Genomic DNA, 14,729 nt, shown 5'->3' with positions numbered 1-14,729 from the left:
GCGACGGCGGGCCCGGCGACGGCCGGGCCCCGCTCACACGCTGAGCGCCTCCCGCACCCGGTCGGCGGCCTGTTCGCCGCCCGCGCCCGAGGAGGTCACGCGGCCGGCCTCCAGGACGTAGTAGCGCTCGGCCGCCCGCACGGCGAAGCCGATGTGCTGCTCGACGAGGAGCACCGACAGGCCGCCGCGCCCGGCGAGGGCGAGGATCGTCGACTCGATCTCGGCCACCACCGACGGCTGGATGCCCTCGGTCGGCTCGTCGAGCAGCAGCAGCCGGGGCTCGGTCACCAGGGCGCGGGCGATGGCGAGCTGCTGCCGCTGGCCGCCGGAGAGCAGCCCGGCACGCCGTCCCGACAGCGCCCGCAGCGCCGGGAACAGGTCCAGCGCCTCGGCCACGGCGGCCCGGCCGCGGCTGCGGCCGTCGGCGACGAGCCGGAGGTTCTCGGCGGTCGTCAGCTGAGGGAAGCACTGCTGGCCCTGCGGGACGTACGCCATGCCCCGGGCCACCCGCTCGTGCGGTCTGCGGCGGGTGATGTCCTCGCCGTCCAGCACGACCCGGCCCCCGAGCGGTGTGAGCAGGCCCATCGCGGCGCGCAGCAGGGTGGTCTTGCCCGCGCCGTTGTGCCCGAGCACGGCCGCCACGCCGTCGTTCGGCACCTCGACGCGGACGCCGTGGACGACGGTGCCGCGGTGGTAGCCCACCCGGATGTCCTCGATGACCAGCATCACGCCTCCCGCACCGCCGCGTCGACCGGCGCCTGGCCGGAGGCGGCCCGCGGCGCTGGCTCCGCGGTGGACGCCTGGCCGAGGTAGACCTGCTGCACCTTCGGATCGGCCTGCACCTCGGCCACCGTCCCCTCACTGAGCACCCGGCCCGCGTGCAGCACGCTGACGCTGCGCGCGAAGGACCGCATGAAGTCCATGTCGTGCTCGATGACCACGACCGTCCGTTCCTCGCTGATGCGCCGCAGCAGTTCGCCGGTCGCCAGCCGTTCGTCGGGGCTCATCCCGGCCACCGGCTCGTCCAGGAGCAGCAGCCGCACGTCCTGCACCAGCAGCATGCCGATCTCCAGCCACTGCTTCTGGCCGTGCGCCAGGGTCCCGGCCGGAGCGTCCGCCAGTGCGGTGAGCCCGACGGTCTCCAGGGCCCGCGCGACGGGTCCGGGCACGCCGCGGCGCCGGCGCAGCATCGTCCACACGCCCCGGCCGGCGCCCGCGGCGATGTCGAGGTTCTGAAGAACCGTCAGTTCCTCGAACACGGTGGCCGTCTGGAAGGTGCGGCCGACCCCGGTGCGGGCGATCCGGTGCACACTGCGGCCCAGCAGCTGCTCGCCGCCGAACCGGACCGAGCCCCGCGCGCGCACGAGTCCGGTGACCGCGTCGACGAGGGTGGTCTTGCCCGCGCCGTTCGGCCCGATCAGGAACCGCAGGTCACCGGCGCGCACATCGAGATCCACCCCGTCGACGGCCGTGAACCCGTCGAAGGACACCCGCAGTCCGCGTATCTCCAGTTCGCTCATGCCGCTTCTCCCACTGTGCCGGCGGAAACCGTCGCGCGGGCGGTCCTGCGCCGTACGAGCACCGCGAGCGAGGCGATGCCACCGGGCAGGAACGCCAGCGCCACGATGAACAGCAGTCCCTGGAAGTACGTCCAGGCCGCCGGGAACTCCTCCGACAGCGCGGTCCGCGCCCAGGCGACGGCGAGCGCGCCCAGCACCGCGCCGACCAGGCTGGCCCGGCCGCCGACCGCGGCGCCGATCACGAACTCGATGGAGGGGACGATCCCGATCAGCGCGGGCGAGATGATGCCGACCGCCGGCACGAACAGGGCGCCCGCCAGGCCCGCCATGCCCGCAGCGACGACATAGGCGACGAGTTTGACGTTGGCCGGGTCGTAGCCGAGGAAGCGCACCCGCTCCTCCGAGTCCCTCACGGCGACCAGGAGTTCGCCGTAGCGGCTGTGGATCAGCTGACGCGCGAGCGCCGTCGTCAGCAGCAGGGCGGCGGCGATGACGAAGTACACCATCCGCTGGTTGACCGGGTCCTGGAGGTCGTAGCCGAAGAAGCCGCGGATGTCGGTGAGGCCGTTGGTGCCGCCGGTGGTGGCCTGCTGCCCGATGAGCCACAGCGCGAACGCGGCGGCCAGGGCCTGGCTGAGGATCGCGAAGTAGGCGCCCTTGACCCGCCGCCGGAACACGAACGAACCGAGCACCGCGGCCACCGCCATCGGCAGCAGCACGGTCGCCGCGAGCGCGAACACCGGGTTGCCGAACGGCCGCCACCACCAGGGGAGTTCGCTCGCCGAGCCGTAGAGCTGCATGAAGTCGGGCAGGTTGCCGGGACCGGCGTCGGCGATCTTCAGATGCATCGCCATGGCATAACCGCCGAGCCCGAAGAACACCCCCTGCCCGAGGGTGAGCAGCCCGCCCCGCCCCCAGGCCAGGCAGATGCCGACCGCGACGATCGCCGTGCACAGGTACTTGGCGAGCAGCCCGAGCCGGAAGTCGGACAGCGCGAGCGGTGCGACGGCGAACAGCGCGACGGCGGCGCCCGCGAAACCGGCCCAGGCCCGCAGGCGCCCGGTACGCGGGGGCGTGGAGGGGACGTCACGGCTCATACGAGACTCCTCGTGCGCAGCGTGTACAGCCCCTGGGGGCGCCACTGGAGGAAGGCGACGATGGCGACGAGGACCAGCACCTTCGCCACGCTGACGGTGGTGGAGTACTCCAGCACGGACTGGAGCACCCCGAGCACGAACGCGACGATCACGGTGCCCCGCAGCTGTCCGATCCCGCCCACCACGATCACCAGGAAGGCGTCGATGATCACGTTGGTGCCCATGGTCGGCCCGATCGGACCGACCAGGGTGAGCGCGACCCCCGCGACCCCGGCGAGGCCGGAGCCCAGGAGGAAGGCGGTGCGGTCGATCCGCCCGGTGGCGATGCCGGACACCTCGGCGAGGTCCCGGTTCTGCACCACGGCCCGGATCCTGCGGCCGAGCGGTGTCGTCCGCAGCGTCAGCGACAGGGCGATCACCGCGGTGAGCGCCAGCCCCAGGATGAACAGCCGGCTGGTGGCGACGGTGAGCGGGTCGTCGCCGCCTATCACGGTGATGTTGCCGGTGAGCCAGTCGGGCGCCCGGGTCTGCACGTTGGGCGCGCCGAAGACGTCCCGGGCGAGTTGCTGGAGCATCAGTGAGACGCCCCAGGTGACCAGAAGCGTGTCCAGCGGCCGCAGATACAGGCGGCGGATCAGCAGCATTTCGAGCAGCACGCCGAGCAGCCCGGAGACGAGGAAGGCGACGGGCAGCGCGACCAGCAGCGAGACTCCCGCACTGGAAATGGACTTCTGGAGGACATAGGTCGTGTAGGCGCCGGCCATGATGAACTCGCCGTGTGCCATGTTGATGACGTTCATCTGGCCGAAGGTGAGGGACAGTCCGAGCGCGATGAGCAGCAGGACCGCACCGATGGACACGCCGGTGAAGGTCTGACCCAGAATCACGGTCATGCGGGTGCCTCCCCTCAGGACAGGCCGGCGGCCCAGGCGTAGCCCTTGAGATACGGGTCCGGCTCGACGGGCTTGCCGGAGTTCCACACCTCCTCGATCAGGCCGTCGGAGCCGATCCTGCCGATCCTGGCCGTCTTGGCGATGTGCTGGGTGGCGCCGTCCACGGTGACCGTGCCCTCGGGGGCGCCGAAGGCGATGCCGTCGGAGGCGGCCTTGACCTTCTCCGGGGCGAACGAGCCCGCCTTCTCCACCATGGCCTTCCACAGATACACCGAGGTGTAGGCGGCCTCCATCGGGTCGCTGGTCGGCTTGTCCTGGCCGTACTTGGCCTTGTACGCCTTCACGAACTTCTCGTTCGCCGCGCCCGTGGTGGTCTGGTAGTAGTTCCAGGCCGTCAACTGGCCCGCCAGGTACTGCGTGCCGATCGACTTGACCTCCTCCTCGGCGATCGACACCGAGACGACGGGCAGGGACGCCGCCGTCAGCCCGGCCGACTTGTACTCCTTGAAGAAGGCCACGTTGGAGTCGCCGTTGAGGGTGTTGAACACGGCGTCGGCCTTCGAGGCCTTCACCTTGTTCGCGATCGTGCTGAACTCCGTGGCGCCGAGGGGGGCGTAGTCCTCGCCGAGCACCGTCATACCGTTGGCCTCGGCATACGCCTTGATGATCTTGTTGGCGGTGCGCGGGAAGACATAGTCGCTGCCGACCAGGTACAGCTTCTTCAGACCCTTGGCCTTCAGATAGTCCAGCGCCGGGACGATCTGCTGATTGGTGGTCGCGCCGGTGTAGAAGATGTACGGGGACTGCTCCAGGCCCTCGTACTGCACGGGGTAGAACAGCAGCGACCTGTTCTTCTCGAACACCGGCTTGACGGCCTTGCGGCTGGCGGAGGTCCAGCAGCCGAAGGTGGCGGCGACACCGTCGTCCTGGATCAGCTTCTGCGCCTTCTCGGCGAAGGTCGGCCAATCGGAGGCGCCGTCCTCGCCGACCGGCCGGATCTTCTTGCCGAGCACTCCTCCGGACGCGTTGATCTCGTCGATCGCCAGGCGCAGCGCGTCCCGCACGGTGACCTCGCTGATCGCCATCGTCCCGGACAGCGAGTTGAGCAGACCGACCTTCACCGTGTCACCGCTGACGTCGATCTCGGCGACCTTGTCGGAGGACGCCGCGCCCGAGTCGGTCTTGGCGCCGCAGGCGGACAGTACGCCGACCGCGGTGAGCGCCGCGCCCGCGGCCAGGAGACGACGCCGGGGAATGGATGAACCGCTGATCAAAAGAACCCCCTCGGGTAGGGAGGAAGGGAATCCTCCCGAAGCGGTCCACAGCCTCAAGTCGCCCTGTTTCCACGGCGTTTCGCGGGACTTTCCCCGAGGCAACAAAAAACGCCCCGACCTGCTGCGGAGAGGGTTTCGGCGCCCTTCACGCAATTCGCCCGAGGCATTCTAATAATTCCTGCGGGAAGTATCTGGAGCAGGTGACCGACTGTCAAGAGCTGTGCATCTGCCGCCTACTTGGCGCATCAGCTCCGCAGATCCAGTTCGGTGAGCACGTCGAAGTCCAGCCCGTCCGCGAGCGCCAGGTAGATGCGCTGGCGCACATGGCGGTCCCGCAGCCGCAGCAGCCCGCGCGGGCCCTCGTACGACACCGTCTCCGCCGCCGCCCCGATCGCCGCGACATCCGTCGTCCCGGCCTCCCTCAGCAGCGCCGCGAGCAACAGCACTCCCTCGTAGCAGGATTCGCCGAGGCTGCCGAGGGCGGGGGCGTCGAGGCCGTAGCGGTCCGCGTAGCTGCCGTGGAAGTCGAGGGTGTCGCGGTTGGCCAGCGAGGCGAAGAAGCCCGCGGTGCTGTAGAGCCGGCCGGTGGCCGAGGGCCCGCTCGCCAGCAGCATGTTCTCGTCCATCAGCGTGCTCAGCCGCAGACAGCGCGCGTCCAGCCCGGCGGCGGCGAAGGCCCGGTTGAAGCGCACCGCGTCGCCGCCCACCAGCAGCATCAGCACCCCGTCCGCGTCCGACCGCTCGATACGGCGCAGCACGGGCTCGAAGTCGTGCGTGCCGAGCGGCAGATAGACCTCACCGCCGATACCGGCCCCCGTCGCGCGGGCGTAGCCGTGCGCCGCCCGCGCGGTGCGCCGGGGCCAGACGTAGTCGTTGCCGACCACGAACCAGCGCCGCACCAGCTGCTCGCGACTCAACAGCTCCATCGCAGGGCGCAGTTGGTCATGGGGTGTCTCGCTGGTGAGGAACACGCCCTCGGTGTGCTCCCCGCCCTCGTACAGGGCGGTGTAGACGTACGGCACCCGCTGGGCGATCCTCGGCACCAGGGCCTGCCGTACCGAGGAGATGTGCCAGCCGGTGACCCCCTGCACGACGCCCAGGTCCACCAACGCCCCGACCTGGTCCGCCACCTGACGCGGCGGCGCGCCGCCGTCGACCGGGATCAGCCGCAGCTCGCGGCCGAGGACACCGCCCTCGTCGTTGACCCGTTCCGCCGCGAGCTGGGCGCAGCTCTCGCAGGTCGGCCCGAACATGCCCGCCGGGCCCTGGAGCGGGAACACCAGCGCCACCCCGAGCACGGAGCCGTCGGCCGTGAACCACTCGGGAGCGGACGTCTCGTGCCGGAACATGGCGTCATGATTTCGGGTCCACGCGGTGAACTCCAGTGTGTCTCATACGATGTACGCACCTCGTGACCCAGGACTCCCGAAGCCCGTCCCTAGGAGCAGGATGGCCCCCTCGTCGCCGCGCCGGCCGAACGAACTGACCCAGCTGCTCACCCGGGCGGAGCGGGCCGCGTCCCGCCGGCTCCAGGCCGCCCTGGACGCCGAGGGCTGCTCCGTGGAGACCTGGCGGGTGCTCGCCCTGCTCTCCGACGGCGCCGGGCACCGGATGACCGAGGTGGCGCGGGCGGCCTTCCTGCCGGCCCCGAGCCTGACGAAACTCGTCGACCACCTGGTCGAACAGAACCTGGTCCACCGGCGCGTCGACCCCGTCGACCGGCGCCGGGTCCTCGCCCTCCTGACCCCGCGCGGCGAGGAGTACTGGCGGCGCGTCGACCGTGCGGTACGGGCCGGCTGGCCCGGGCTCGACCCCGGCGAGGAGGATCTGCTGCGGGCCCTGCTGGGCCGGCTCGTGGTGACGCTGGAGGAGCGGGCTGCGCCCCGCTCGGCGCAGGTGTGAGACACGGCGCCGCCGTCGCGCCCCGCCCTTGCGGACAGGACGCGACGGCGGCCGGGAGCCGCGACGTCAGCCCGCGAACCCGGTCACCGGGTAGTGGTCCGACAGGTTGGTGTACGTGTACGACGTGCCCCAGCTGGAGACCGTCCAGGGCGCGCTCTGCTCCTTGACGACGTCGTTCTTCCACACCGCCGGGCGCGCGTGCCCGGCACGGTGCAGGACGTAGTCGAGGTCCTCGCGCGGGTCGGTCGGGTAGCGGTCCCGGGCTATGGAGTTGTCCTGCGTGTCGAAGGAGTACGGGTGCCCGGTGCGCGCGTCGGCGCCGGCCAGGCCGCCGTCGGCGAGCATCGAGGCGTACTCCGGGGTGCGCGAGTCGACGTTGAAGTCGCCCGCGACCATGACCTGTTCGTTCGCGGGGATGTTCTTGGCGTCGAGGAACGCGTCGATCGCCTTGAACTGACGGCTGCGCATGGCCGCCGCCTCGCCCGCGTCGCAGCCGGGGTCCGTCGACTGCGCGTGCGTGCCGAGCACGTGCACCCTGGTGCCGTTCACGTTCAGCACGACGTAGGCGAAGCCCTTGTTGGACCACCAGTCGGCGCCGCAGGCGTCCTTGAAGACGTACTGCTCCTTGCGCACGATCGGCCACTTGCTGAGGATCGTGACGCCGCCGTCCTCGGGGGTCGTCGCGGAGTAGGAGCCGCCCGTGGCGTCCCAGCCCGACTTGCTGCGGCCCACCACGGGGGTCTGATAGGGGTATTCGCCCGCGGTGGCGTTCTTCAGCGCGTCCGAGGAGGAGTTGTCGAACGCCTCCTGGAGCACGACGACGTCGTTGCCGCGGACGAACGGGGCCTTCGCGATCTCCGCGGCCCGGTGGTCCTGGCCCCAGTTGGGGTACAGGCTCTTGCTGAAGAGAAAGACGTTGTACGTCAGCACCCTCAGCCGCGGTGTCTCGTCGGCGGCCGACGCCGCGGGTGCCGCGCCGGCCAGTCCGGCTACCGCGAGCGAGAGGGCGAGCACGGCCGAGCCCTGTGCACGGCGCTGTGCGAAAAGCGTCACTGGATCTCCCTGTGGTCTAAAGGGGGTTGAGTGGCGCCGCACATCAAACCATCAGGGATTACCCTGAGGTAACACCTGGGGGGTAATCGGATGGCGCGGGAAGGGCCAGACAGGGAACCTGTCTAGACAAGCCAGACACCTTTGCGCATCACGTACCGCTGCGGCAGTTCACGCGCCTCGTGCCAGGCCTGCACCGTGACCGGCCGCACCCGGAACCATGTGTAGCGGGCCCGGTCGGCCCTCGGGTCCCAGCCGTACTTCGCGGTGAAGGCCTCGCCGGCGGCGGCGGGCGTGTCCGGTCCCTCGAAGGTCTCCACGTCCCCGTCGATCAGCACGACGTCCCGGGTGTCACCGAACGCCAGCCGTGTGCGGCCGCCCGCGCGCAGATTGCGGCCCGTCGGGTTCCCGGGCCGCGTCGCCATCCAGATGTCCGCCCCGTCCCACAGGAACCACAACGGCACCAGCCACGGCACTCCGTCCTGATCGGCGGACGCCACCCAGACGTCCAGCTCCCGCTCCAGCCGAACCAGGACGTCCTGACGGCGGGCCGCGGTGTCGCGCGGGGGGTCGGCGGGGGGCCGGGGGCCGGAGTCGGAGTTGCGCGGAGCGTCGTCGTCATGTGGAGCGCCGGCGCCGCCCGGGGTGGTGGCGGACGGCGAACCGGTGACGGTCGAAGGGGCGGCGCCGGACGGGGCGCCGGTGTCGGACGGAGTGCCGGTGATCTTCATGCCGTGACGCTAACGGCGGCCCGGCCCCGGCGCCTCGGGCATCCGCCCTAGGGCGGCGGTCGTACACCCTCGGGGCCGGGCCGGGCCGGGCCGGGCGGGGCGGGGTCGGGCGGGGCCGGGTTCGAGGGTCGCGGGAGTCGCGCCCCGCGCCCCCTTCGCCGCCCTGTTCCCACACCCCCGCGACCTTCCTCACAACGCCCCGCCCAAGGACTGGCGTGCGTTACGTTTTACGTATAACCTCATCCGTCACCATCACCTCCCGGTGGCCCCGGCCCTCCGTTCCGAAAGGTCTCGATGCAGCGCGTCGCCCTGGTCACCCTCGTCGTGGACGACTACGACGAGGCCATCCGCTTCTACACCGAGGCCCTCGGGTTCCGGCTCGCCGAGGACGCCCCGCGTCCCGACGGCTCCCGCTGGGTCGTCGTCGAGCCCGACGGGGGAGCACCCGGTACGGGGCTGCTGCTCGCCCGCGCCAAGGGTGAGGAGCAGCGGGCCCGGGTGGGCGACCAGACCGGCGGACGGGTCGGCTTCTTCCTGCACACCGACGACTTCGCCCGCGACCACGCCCGGATGCTGGCCGCCGGGGTGACCTTCCTGGAGGAACCGCGCCACGAGCCCTACGGCTCGGTCGCCGTCTTCCAGGACCTCTACGGCAACCGCTGGGACCTGCTCCAGCCCGCCGGATGATCCGCGGCACTCGCATCAGGTCCGGCTGAACCGCCGGTGGCCGACGGCGGCTCCGGGTGCCACCGGACAGCGCCGAGAACCGCCACTCCGGACCACGGGCGCCGAGCCCACTGCGGCCCACGGCCCGAGCGCACTCCGGACCCCCTGCCGAGCCCTCCCGAACCCTCGGCAAACCCTCCCCACCTTCCGAACCGCACCGCCAAGGAAAGCCCCGCCATGACTGCTACGCGCGTAGACGCCGATGTGATCCGCCGCCTCCCCAAGGCCGTCCTGCACGACCACCTCGACGGCGGCCTGCGCCCCGCCACGGTCGTCGAGCTCGCCGCGGCGGTCGGGCACACCCTGCCCACCACCGACCCGGACGAGCTCGCCGCCTGGTACTTCGAGGCCGCGAACTCCGGCGACCTGGTCCGCTACATCGCCACCTTCGAGCACACCCTCGCCGTGATGCAGTCCCGCGAGGGCCTGCTGCGGGTGGCCGAGGAGTACGTGCTGGACCTGGCCGCGGACGGCGTCGTCTACGCGGAGGTGCGCTACGCCCCCGAGCTGAACACCAACGGCGGGCTGACCCTCGCCGAGGTCGTGGAGACGGTCCAGGAGGGCCTCGCCGCGGGCATGGCGAAGGCGGCCGCGGCCGGTACCCCGGTCCGGGTCGGCACGCTGCTGTGCGGCATGCGGATGTTCGACCGGGTGCGCGAGGCCGCCGACCAGGCCGTGGCCTTCCGTGACGCGGGCGTCGTCGGCTTCGACATCGCCGGTGCCGAGGCCGGCTTCCCGGCCGCCGACCACCTGGAGGCCTTCGAGCACCTGCGCCGCGAGAGCGTGCCCTTCACCATCCACGCCGGTGAGGCCGACGGCCTGTCCAGCATCCACCAGGCGCTCCAGATCTGCGGCGCGCAGCGCCTCGGCCACGGTGTGCGCATCACGGACGACATCGTCGACGGCAAGCTGGGCCGGCTGGCCGGATGGGTCCGCGACCGCCGGATCGCGCTGGAGATGTGCCCCACCTCCAACCTCCAGACCGGCGCCGCCACCTCGATCGCCGAGCACCCCATCACCGCGCTGAAGGACCTCGGCTTCCGCGTCACCCTCAACACCGACAACCGCCTCGTCTCCGGTACGACGATGACCCGCGAGATGTCGCTGCTGGTCGAGGAGGCGGGCTGGGGCCTGGAGGACCTGCGCACGGTGACGGTCAACGCGGTCAAGAGCGCGTTCATCCCGTTCGACGAGCGCAAGGCCCTCATCGAGAACGTCGTCCTGCCGGGCTACGAGCTCTGACCCGGACCGCCTGACGCGGAACCCGAGGGCTCATGGGCCACTCGGGACCACCGCCTCACCCGCCCAGGGGCTTCGGCTGGGCGGCGGCCCTACCCGCCCAGCACCACCCCGCGGACGTACGCGGCCTGTCCGACGTGCTGCAGGTCGTCGGACAGGACACTCACCAGCCGTACGCCGAGGGTGACCGGCGGGTCCCAGCGCTCGTCCACGACGCGCTCCAGATCGGCCGCCGTCAGCGCGCGCAGGCACTCCAGCGACCGGGCGTGCACGGCGTCGTAGTACCCGGTCAGCAGCTCCGCCGAGTCGACCCGCACCCGGGCGACCTGCGCGGAGCTGTGGCCGTATCCGGTGTCGCGCGGCGGCAGGCCGAGGCCGAACCTCTTGTGCCAGTCCGCGGTGAGCCACACCTGGTCCAGGCCGAAGGCGTCGGCGACATGGTCGTCCTGGACGCGGGTGAGATGCCAGACCAGCCAGGCGACGGAGTTGGCGTCGGCGGCGGGGCGGGCGCTCAGCGCGTCGGGGCCGAGGCCCTCGACGGCGGCATGGACCTCTTCCTGGATACGGCTGTAGCCGTCGATGAGGATGTCCTTCGCATGCATGGCTCCACCTTCGCGCATCACCCGCCGTCGTGCGCCCCGCCCGCCCCGTTCCGGGTGTTGTCCAAGAGGTCCATCAGCGCCCGGGCCCCCGGGCTGGTGGCCGCCTCGGGCGGCAGCAGGGCGACCGTCTCGTAGACGGCCTCGCCTGCGTCCTTCAGCGGTACGGCGGCCAGGGAGGCGCGCTTGTGCCGGAAGTGCGCGGGGACGACGGCGACCCCGAGGTTCTCGTCCACCAGGTCCAGCAGGCTGTGCACGTCGTTCACCTCCAGGGCGACCGTGCGGTGCGCACCCGCGGCGGCGAACGCGGCGTCGGTGGCCCGGCGCGGTCCCCAGTCCGGGTGAAAGTCCACGAACACCTCGTCCGCCAGATCCCGCGGCGACAGCACCGGACCGGCCCCGGCGAGCGGATGCCCCGGGTGGCACAGCAGGGTCATCGGCTCGCCCGCCAGCGACACCGAGCGCAACTGGTCGGAGTCGTCCCGGGTGCGATAGGCGAAGGCCAGGTCCAGCCGGCCCGCCGCGACCTCCTCGGCGAGCGCCTGCGAGCCGGACTGCCGCAGCCGGATCTCCACGTCCGGATGACGCCGCCGGAACGCGGCCAACAGCCCCGCCACGTTCACCCCGGCGATGCACTGCTCGTTGCCCAGCGCCAGCGTTCCGCGCAGCACGCCCTGCACCGCCGCCACGGCCTCGTGCGCGGCCCGTACCTGCGCCAGGATGCGCTCCGCCTCGCCCAGCAGCGCCCGCCCGGCCTCGGTCAGCGTCACCCGGCGGGTGGTCCGCACGAACAGCGGCGCCCTCAGCTCCCGCTCCAGCGCCCGGATCGACGCCGACAGGCCGGACTGGGACACCATGAGCCGTTCGGCGGCCCGGGTGAAGTGCTGGTCCTCGGCGACCGCGACGAAGTGCTGGAGATGGCGCAGTTCCATGATTGAGAAGACTATCCGCTCAATTCCATCGGATTCTTCTGTTGGACCGCTGAGGGCTGTCCGGGGAAGAGTGGATACGGCCCGGTCCACGGGTCCCACCCCTCATGTCATGGAGTCGCGTTGTACACCGCACACCCCGACCGCTACGCCGAGATGCCCTACCGGCGCGCCGGACGCAGCGGGCTGAAGCTTCCCGCGCTGTCGCTGGGCCTGTGGCACAACTTCGGTCCGGACCGCCCGGCCGAGACCCAGCGCGCGATCCTGCGCCGCGCCTTCGACCTCGGGATCACCCACTTCGACCTGGCCAACAACTACGGCCCGCCGCCCGGCGCCGCCGAGGCCGCGCTCGGCGAGTTCCTGCGGACGGACTTCGCGTCCTACCGCGACGAGCTGATCGTCTCCACCAAGGCCGGCTATCTGATGTGGCCGGGCCCGTACGGCGAGTGGGGCTCGCGCAAGTACCTGCTGTCCTCGCTCGACCAGAGCCTGAAGCGGCTGGGCCTGGACTACGTCGACGTCTTCTACTCGCACCGCTTCGACCCGGACACTCCGCTGGAGGAGACGATGGGCGCCCTGCACTCCGCGGTGCGGCAGGGCAAGGCGCTCTACGTCGGCGTCTCGAACTACTCGGCCGAGCAGACCCGCGAGGCCGCCCGGATCCTGGCGGACCTGGGAACCCCGCTGCTGATCCACCAGCCGCGCTACTCCATGCTCGACCGCCGCCCGGAGGACGAGGGCCTGCTGGACGCCCTCGACGAGCTCCAGGTCGGCTCCATCGCCTACTCCCCGCTGGAGCAGGGCCTGCTCACCGGCCGCTACCTCGACGGCATCCCGGAGGACTCGCGGGCCGCGAGCGACAGCCCCTTCCTCGACCGGGACGCCGTCACCGAGGACCTGGTCGCCCGGCTGCGTGCCCTGGACGACATCGCCAAGGCCCGGGGACAGACACTGGCCCAGCTCGCGCTGGCCTGGGTGCTGCGCGGCGGGCGGGTGACCTCGGCGCTGGTCGGCGCGAGCAGCGCGCGTCAGGTGGAGGACAGCGTGGCGGCCGTCGCCGGCCTCGACTTCGATGCGGAGGAACTGGCCCGCATCGACGAGATCGTCCGTCCCTGAGCCGGGGCTTCAGGACTCCAGCCGCTCCTGGAGGCGCACGGTGACGGTGTCGCCCTCCCCCTTTCCGATGGCGCGGCGCAGCTGGGCCTTCACGGGGAGCTTGTGGGTGCCGTCACCGAGCGCCATGAAGGAGCTCTGAAAGGCCTGTCCGTCGACGGTCCCGCGGACCTTGACCAGTCCGCGGGTCCCGAAGAATTCGACGGACTCCGGCCAGATCACATAGGTCCAGCCACCTGTCGCGGGACTTTTCCGCAACACCGCGGTGAATTCCGCGATCACTTCTTGATCCTTGGCCATGGCTTACTCCGTCCGTGACGGTCGGGAAGGCGCCGAAGGCGTTGAAGCCGTCGGTGCCCTCTATTCGCAGTCTCAGTGCTCCGACCGTCACGGACGGGAAAACTCATCGCGGATCGCGGATCGCGGATGGAGAACCGGGCGCTCAGACCGCGTCCGGAATCCGGTCGAAGAATCCGTAGACGGCCGTGATCCGGTCCTCGGCGTCCAGGGTGATCACATCGGACCCGGCGACCGGCGCCGAACCCTCGCTCTCATGGACCAGCTCCCACGAGAAGCGCGCGGTGTCGTGGTGTCCGTCGGCCTCGCCGACCAGCCGGAAGACGAACCCGGGGAACTGCTCCTGCGTCCCCGCGATCATGGCCGTGATCTGGTCGTGCCCGCGCACGTCGGACACGGGGTCGGTGTAGGTGCCGTCCGCGCTCCACACGTCCGCGACCGCCTTCGCCAGCGCGACGGCCTCGGTGGTGTTCCACGCTTCGAGGTAGCGGGTGACGACGTCCTGGTGACGCGTGGTGTTCGCAGACATGGGCAATGGCCTCCGCTGGTCGTGGGTGCGGTTCGAATGGGCTGGTCAGGCAACGGATCGCGGTGTTCTCCGGTCCGTGGTGACCACCCTGCCCCGAACACGCGCGACGGTCGATTACCTCCTGGGTAATAGCGCGGCGACATCGCGCGCAATGGGGATTCCGCACCCCGGTCGGCTTTCGGCCAGACCCGTCGGTGAATATGCCAGGAGAGTGGCTGGAAAGACGTGGTGACAGTGGTTCAAGAGTGAAGATACTCGACGTCAGGGAGCGGTTCACCGCCCTCTGAGCCGCACGAAAGCGAGGCCCGACGGCAAGGGATTGACGCAACGGGGGAGTGGATCGTGCACGACGAATTCCTGTGCCACGTCACTGCGTACGGCACCTGCGACGGCAGACGTATCGGCGTCCCGCTCGGCACCTACCGGGCACCCACTCTGGCCCTGGCCCTGTGGTGGTTACGGGACCGGGCGTCCTGGATCGCCGAACGCCTCGACCCGAGCCCCGAGGCCGAGCACTTCCCGCCGAGCGCGCTGGTACCGGTCGCGGAGACCGTGCCCGACGTGCCCGGCCTGCTGCGTTCCTGGTGCGCGGACCCCGGCCAACAGGAGCTGGTGGCGGACGAGTTGGCCACCGGACGCATGGTCCGCATCGCCACCAGCGACGAGACCACCGAGTACGAACTGCTGGCCGAGTCCGTGGACGCCCTGCGCATGCAGCGGACCGTCCCGGCACTGGTCGTCCCCGTCGCCTAGGACCCTTCCCTCACGGGGACCCGCGGGACGGTCCGACCCTGCGGCGGCCGGAGCGCCACGGCGTCGGCCGGGCGACC

Annotated in this window: 17 protein-coding genes; 5 read left to right on the top strand and 12 right to left on the bottom strand. The window is 71.2% G+C overall.

Annotated elements, in window-relative coordinates; all coding sequences use genetic code 11:
* Positions 1–33 precede the first annotated feature (33 nt).
* The 6 genes from urtE to ACZ6SQ_RS24580 all read right to left on the bottom strand — a co-directional run bounded on the left by urtE (position 34) and on the right by ACZ6SQ_RS24580 (position 6,133).
* The gene (urtE, locus tag ACZ6SQ_RS24605; RefSeq protein ID WP_469565607.1) at positions 34–726 is read right to left on the bottom strand and encodes an urea ABC transporter ATP-binding subunit UrtE; all 693 of its coding nucleotides are present in this window, start codon (positions 724–726) and stop codon (positions 34–36) included.
* Positions 726–1,520, bottom strand: coding sequence for an urea ABC transporter ATP-binding protein UrtD (gene urtD, locus ACZ6SQ_RS24600; RefSeq protein ID WP_469565604.1), 795 nt, complete (start codon positions 1,518–1,520; stop codon positions 726–728). The genes urtE and urtD overlap by 1 nt, the downstream gene beginning before the upstream one ends.
* The gene (gene urtC, locus ACZ6SQ_RS24595) at positions 1,517–2,617 is read right to left on the bottom strand and encodes an urea ABC transporter permease subunit UrtC (protein WP_469565602.1); all 1,101 of its coding nucleotides are present in this window, start codon (positions 2,615–2,617) and stop codon (positions 1,517–1,519) included. Before urtC ends, urtD begins: the two co-directional genes overlap by 4 nt.
* Positions 2,614–3,510 (bottom strand): urea ABC transporter permease subunit UrtB, encoded by an 897-nt coding sequence (urtB, locus tag ACZ6SQ_RS24590; RefSeq protein WP_469565600.1) that lies wholly within the window; start codon positions 3,508–3,510, stop codon positions 2,614–2,616. Before urtB ends, urtC begins: the two co-directional genes overlap by 4 nt.
* Before the next feature lie 14 nt (positions 3,511–3,524).
* On the bottom strand, positions 3,525–4,781 hold the full coding sequence (urtA, locus tag ACZ6SQ_RS24585) for an urea ABC transporter substrate-binding protein (RefSeq protein WP_469565809.1): 1,257 nt from the start codon (positions 4,779–4,781) through the stop codon (positions 3,525–3,527).
* A 248-nt stretch (positions 4,782–5,029) separates the two neighbouring features.
* Positions 5,030–6,133 carry a substrate-binding domain-containing protein gene (locus ACZ6SQ_RS24580; protein ID WP_469565598.1) on the bottom strand — a complete coding sequence of 368 codons (1,104 nt, stop codon included), beginning with the start codon at positions 6,131–6,133 and terminating at the stop codon, positions 5,030–5,032.
* Between the two features lie 100 nt (positions 6,134–6,233).
* Between ACZ6SQ_RS24580 and ACZ6SQ_RS24575 the strand changes: the two genes are divergently transcribed.
* On the top strand, positions 6,234–6,686 hold the full coding sequence (locus ACZ6SQ_RS24575) for a MarR family winged helix-turn-helix transcriptional regulator (RefSeq protein ID WP_469565597.1): 453 nt from the start codon (positions 6,234–6,236) through the stop codon (positions 6,684–6,686).
* Positions 6,687–6,752: 66 nt separating this feature from the next.
* On the opposite strand, the gene sph is transcribed toward ACZ6SQ_RS24575, so the two are convergent.
* Positions 6,753–7,739, bottom strand: a complete 987-nt coding sequence (gene sph / locus ACZ6SQ_RS24570) for a sphingomyelin phosphodiesterase (protein WP_469565595.1) — start codon at positions 7,737–7,739, stop codon at positions 6,753–6,755.
* 122 nt (positions 7,740–7,861) lie between these two features.
* On the bottom strand, positions 7,862–8,269 hold the full coding sequence (locus ACZ6SQ_RS24565; RefSeq protein WP_469565807.1) for a pyridoxamine 5'-phosphate oxidase family protein: 408 nt from the start codon (positions 8,267–8,269) through the stop codon (positions 7,862–7,864).
* A 492-nt stretch (positions 8,270–8,761) separates the two neighbouring features.
* On the opposite strand from ACZ6SQ_RS24565, the gene ACZ6SQ_RS24560 reads away from it, so the two are divergent.
* A complete protein-coding gene (locus tag ACZ6SQ_RS24560; RefSeq protein ID WP_469565593.1) occupies positions 8,762–9,154 on the top strand; it encodes a VOC family protein in 393 nt (130 codons plus the stop codon).
* 216 nt (positions 9,155–9,370) lie between these two features.
* Complete coding sequence (locus ACZ6SQ_RS24555) at positions 9,371–10,435, top strand: adenosine deaminase (protein ID WP_469565591.1); 1,065 nt, start codon at positions 9,371–9,373, stop codon at positions 10,433–10,435.
* Between the two features lie 89 nt (positions 10,436–10,524).
* Here the strand turns inward: ACZ6SQ_RS24555 and ACZ6SQ_RS24550 are convergent, their stop codons facing one another.
* Together ACZ6SQ_RS24550 and ACZ6SQ_RS24545 are read right to left on the bottom strand one after the other, a co-directional pair.
* Positions 10,525–11,034, bottom strand: coding sequence for a mycothiol transferase (locus ACZ6SQ_RS24550; RefSeq protein ID WP_469565588.1), 510 nt, complete (start codon positions 11,032–11,034; stop codon positions 10,525–10,527).
* Positions 11,035–11,051: 17 nt separating this feature from the next.
* Positions 11,052–11,963, bottom strand: a complete 912-nt coding sequence (locus ACZ6SQ_RS24545; protein ID WP_469565585.1) for a LysR family transcriptional regulator — start codon at positions 11,961–11,963, stop codon at positions 11,052–11,054.
* A 120-nt stretch (positions 11,964–12,083) separates the two neighbouring features.
* Between ACZ6SQ_RS24545 and mgrA the strand changes: the two genes are divergently transcribed.
* Positions 12,084–13,076 (top strand): L-glyceraldehyde 3-phosphate reductase, encoded by a 993-nt coding sequence (gene mgrA / locus ACZ6SQ_RS24540; RefSeq protein ID WP_469565581.1) that lies wholly within the window; start codon positions 12,084–12,086, stop codon positions 13,074–13,076.
* A gap of 9 nt (positions 13,077–13,085) precedes the next feature.
* Here the strand turns inward: mgrA and ACZ6SQ_RS24535 are convergent, their stop codons facing one another.
* Both ACZ6SQ_RS24535 and ACZ6SQ_RS24530 read right to left on the bottom strand, forming a co-directional pair.
* Complete coding sequence (locus ACZ6SQ_RS24535) at positions 13,086–13,373, bottom strand: DUF1905 domain-containing protein (RefSeq protein ID WP_469565579.1); 288 nt, start codon at positions 13,371–13,373, stop codon at positions 13,086–13,088.
* 142 nt (positions 13,374–13,515) lie between these two features.
* Positions 13,516–13,899: a nuclear transport factor 2 family protein gene (locus ACZ6SQ_RS24530; protein ID WP_469565577.1), complete on the bottom strand. Its 384-nt coding sequence runs from the start codon at positions 13,897–13,899 to the stop codon at positions 13,516–13,518.
* A 342-nt stretch (positions 13,900–14,241) separates the two neighbouring features.
* Here ACZ6SQ_RS24530 and ACZ6SQ_RS24525 point away from each other — a divergent pair, with 342 nt between their 5' ends.
* Positions 14,242–14,652 carry a hypothetical protein gene (locus tag ACZ6SQ_RS24525; protein WP_386379948.1) on the top strand — a complete coding sequence of 137 codons (411 nt, stop codon included), beginning with the start codon at positions 14,242–14,244 and terminating at the stop codon, positions 14,650–14,652.
* Positions 14,653–14,729: the final 77 nt, after the last annotated feature.

This window comes from Streptomyces sp. NPDC048600, from assembly GCF_055587025.1.
This window is presented reverse-complemented; position numbering and strand designations above follow the sequence as displayed.

What these genes read in the sequence shown, in the direction of transcription:
- urtD (WP_469565604.1), bottom strand. Translation starts at nt 1,520, where the DNA reads ATGAGCGAACTGGAGATACGCGGACTGCGGGTGTCCTTCGACGGGTTC.
- ACZ6SQ_RS24535 (WP_469565579.1), bottom strand. Translation starts at nt 13,373, where the DNA reads ATGGCCAAGGATCAAGAAGTGATCGCGGAATTCACCGCGGTGTTGCGG.
- urtE (WP_469565607.1), bottom strand. Translation starts at nt 726, where the DNA reads ATGCTGGTCATCGAGGACATCCGGGTGGGCTACCACCGCGGCACCGTC.
- urtC (WP_469565602.1), bottom strand. Translation starts at nt 2,617, where the DNA reads ATGAGCCGTGACGTCCCCTCCACGCCCCCGCGTACCGGGCGCCTGCGG.
- ACZ6SQ_RS24560 (WP_469565593.1), top strand. Translation starts at nt 8,762, where the DNA reads ATGCAGCGCGTCGCCCTGGTCACCCTCGTCGTGGACGACTACGACGAG.
- ACZ6SQ_RS24575 (WP_469565597.1), top strand. Translation starts at nt 6,234, where the DNA reads ATGGCCCCCTCGTCGCCGCGCCGGCCGAACGAACTGACCCAGCTGCTC.
- ACZ6SQ_RS24550 (WP_469565588.1), bottom strand. Translation starts at nt 11,034, where the DNA reads ATGCATGCGAAGGACATCCTCATCGACGGCTACAGCCGTATCCAGGAA.
- ACZ6SQ_RS24545 (WP_469565585.1), bottom strand. Translation starts at nt 11,963, where the DNA reads ATGGAACTGCGCCATCTCCAGCACTTCGTCGCGGTCGCCGAGGACCAG.
- ACZ6SQ_RS24530 (WP_469565577.1), bottom strand. Translation starts at nt 13,899, where the DNA reads ATGTCTGCGAACACCACGCGTCACCAGGACGTCGTCACCCGCTACCTC.
- urtB (WP_469565600.1), bottom strand. Translation starts at nt 3,510, where the DNA reads ATGACCGTGATTCTGGGTCAGACCTTCACCGGCGTGTCCATCGGTGCG.
- ACZ6SQ_RS24580 (WP_469565598.1), bottom strand. Translation starts at nt 6,133, where the DNA reads ATGTTCCGGCACGAGACGTCCGCTCCCGAGTGGTTCACGGCCGACGGC.
- ACZ6SQ_RS24555 (WP_469565591.1), top strand. Translation starts at nt 9,371, where the DNA reads ATGACTGCTACGCGCGTAGACGCCGATGTGATCCGCCGCCTCCCCAAG.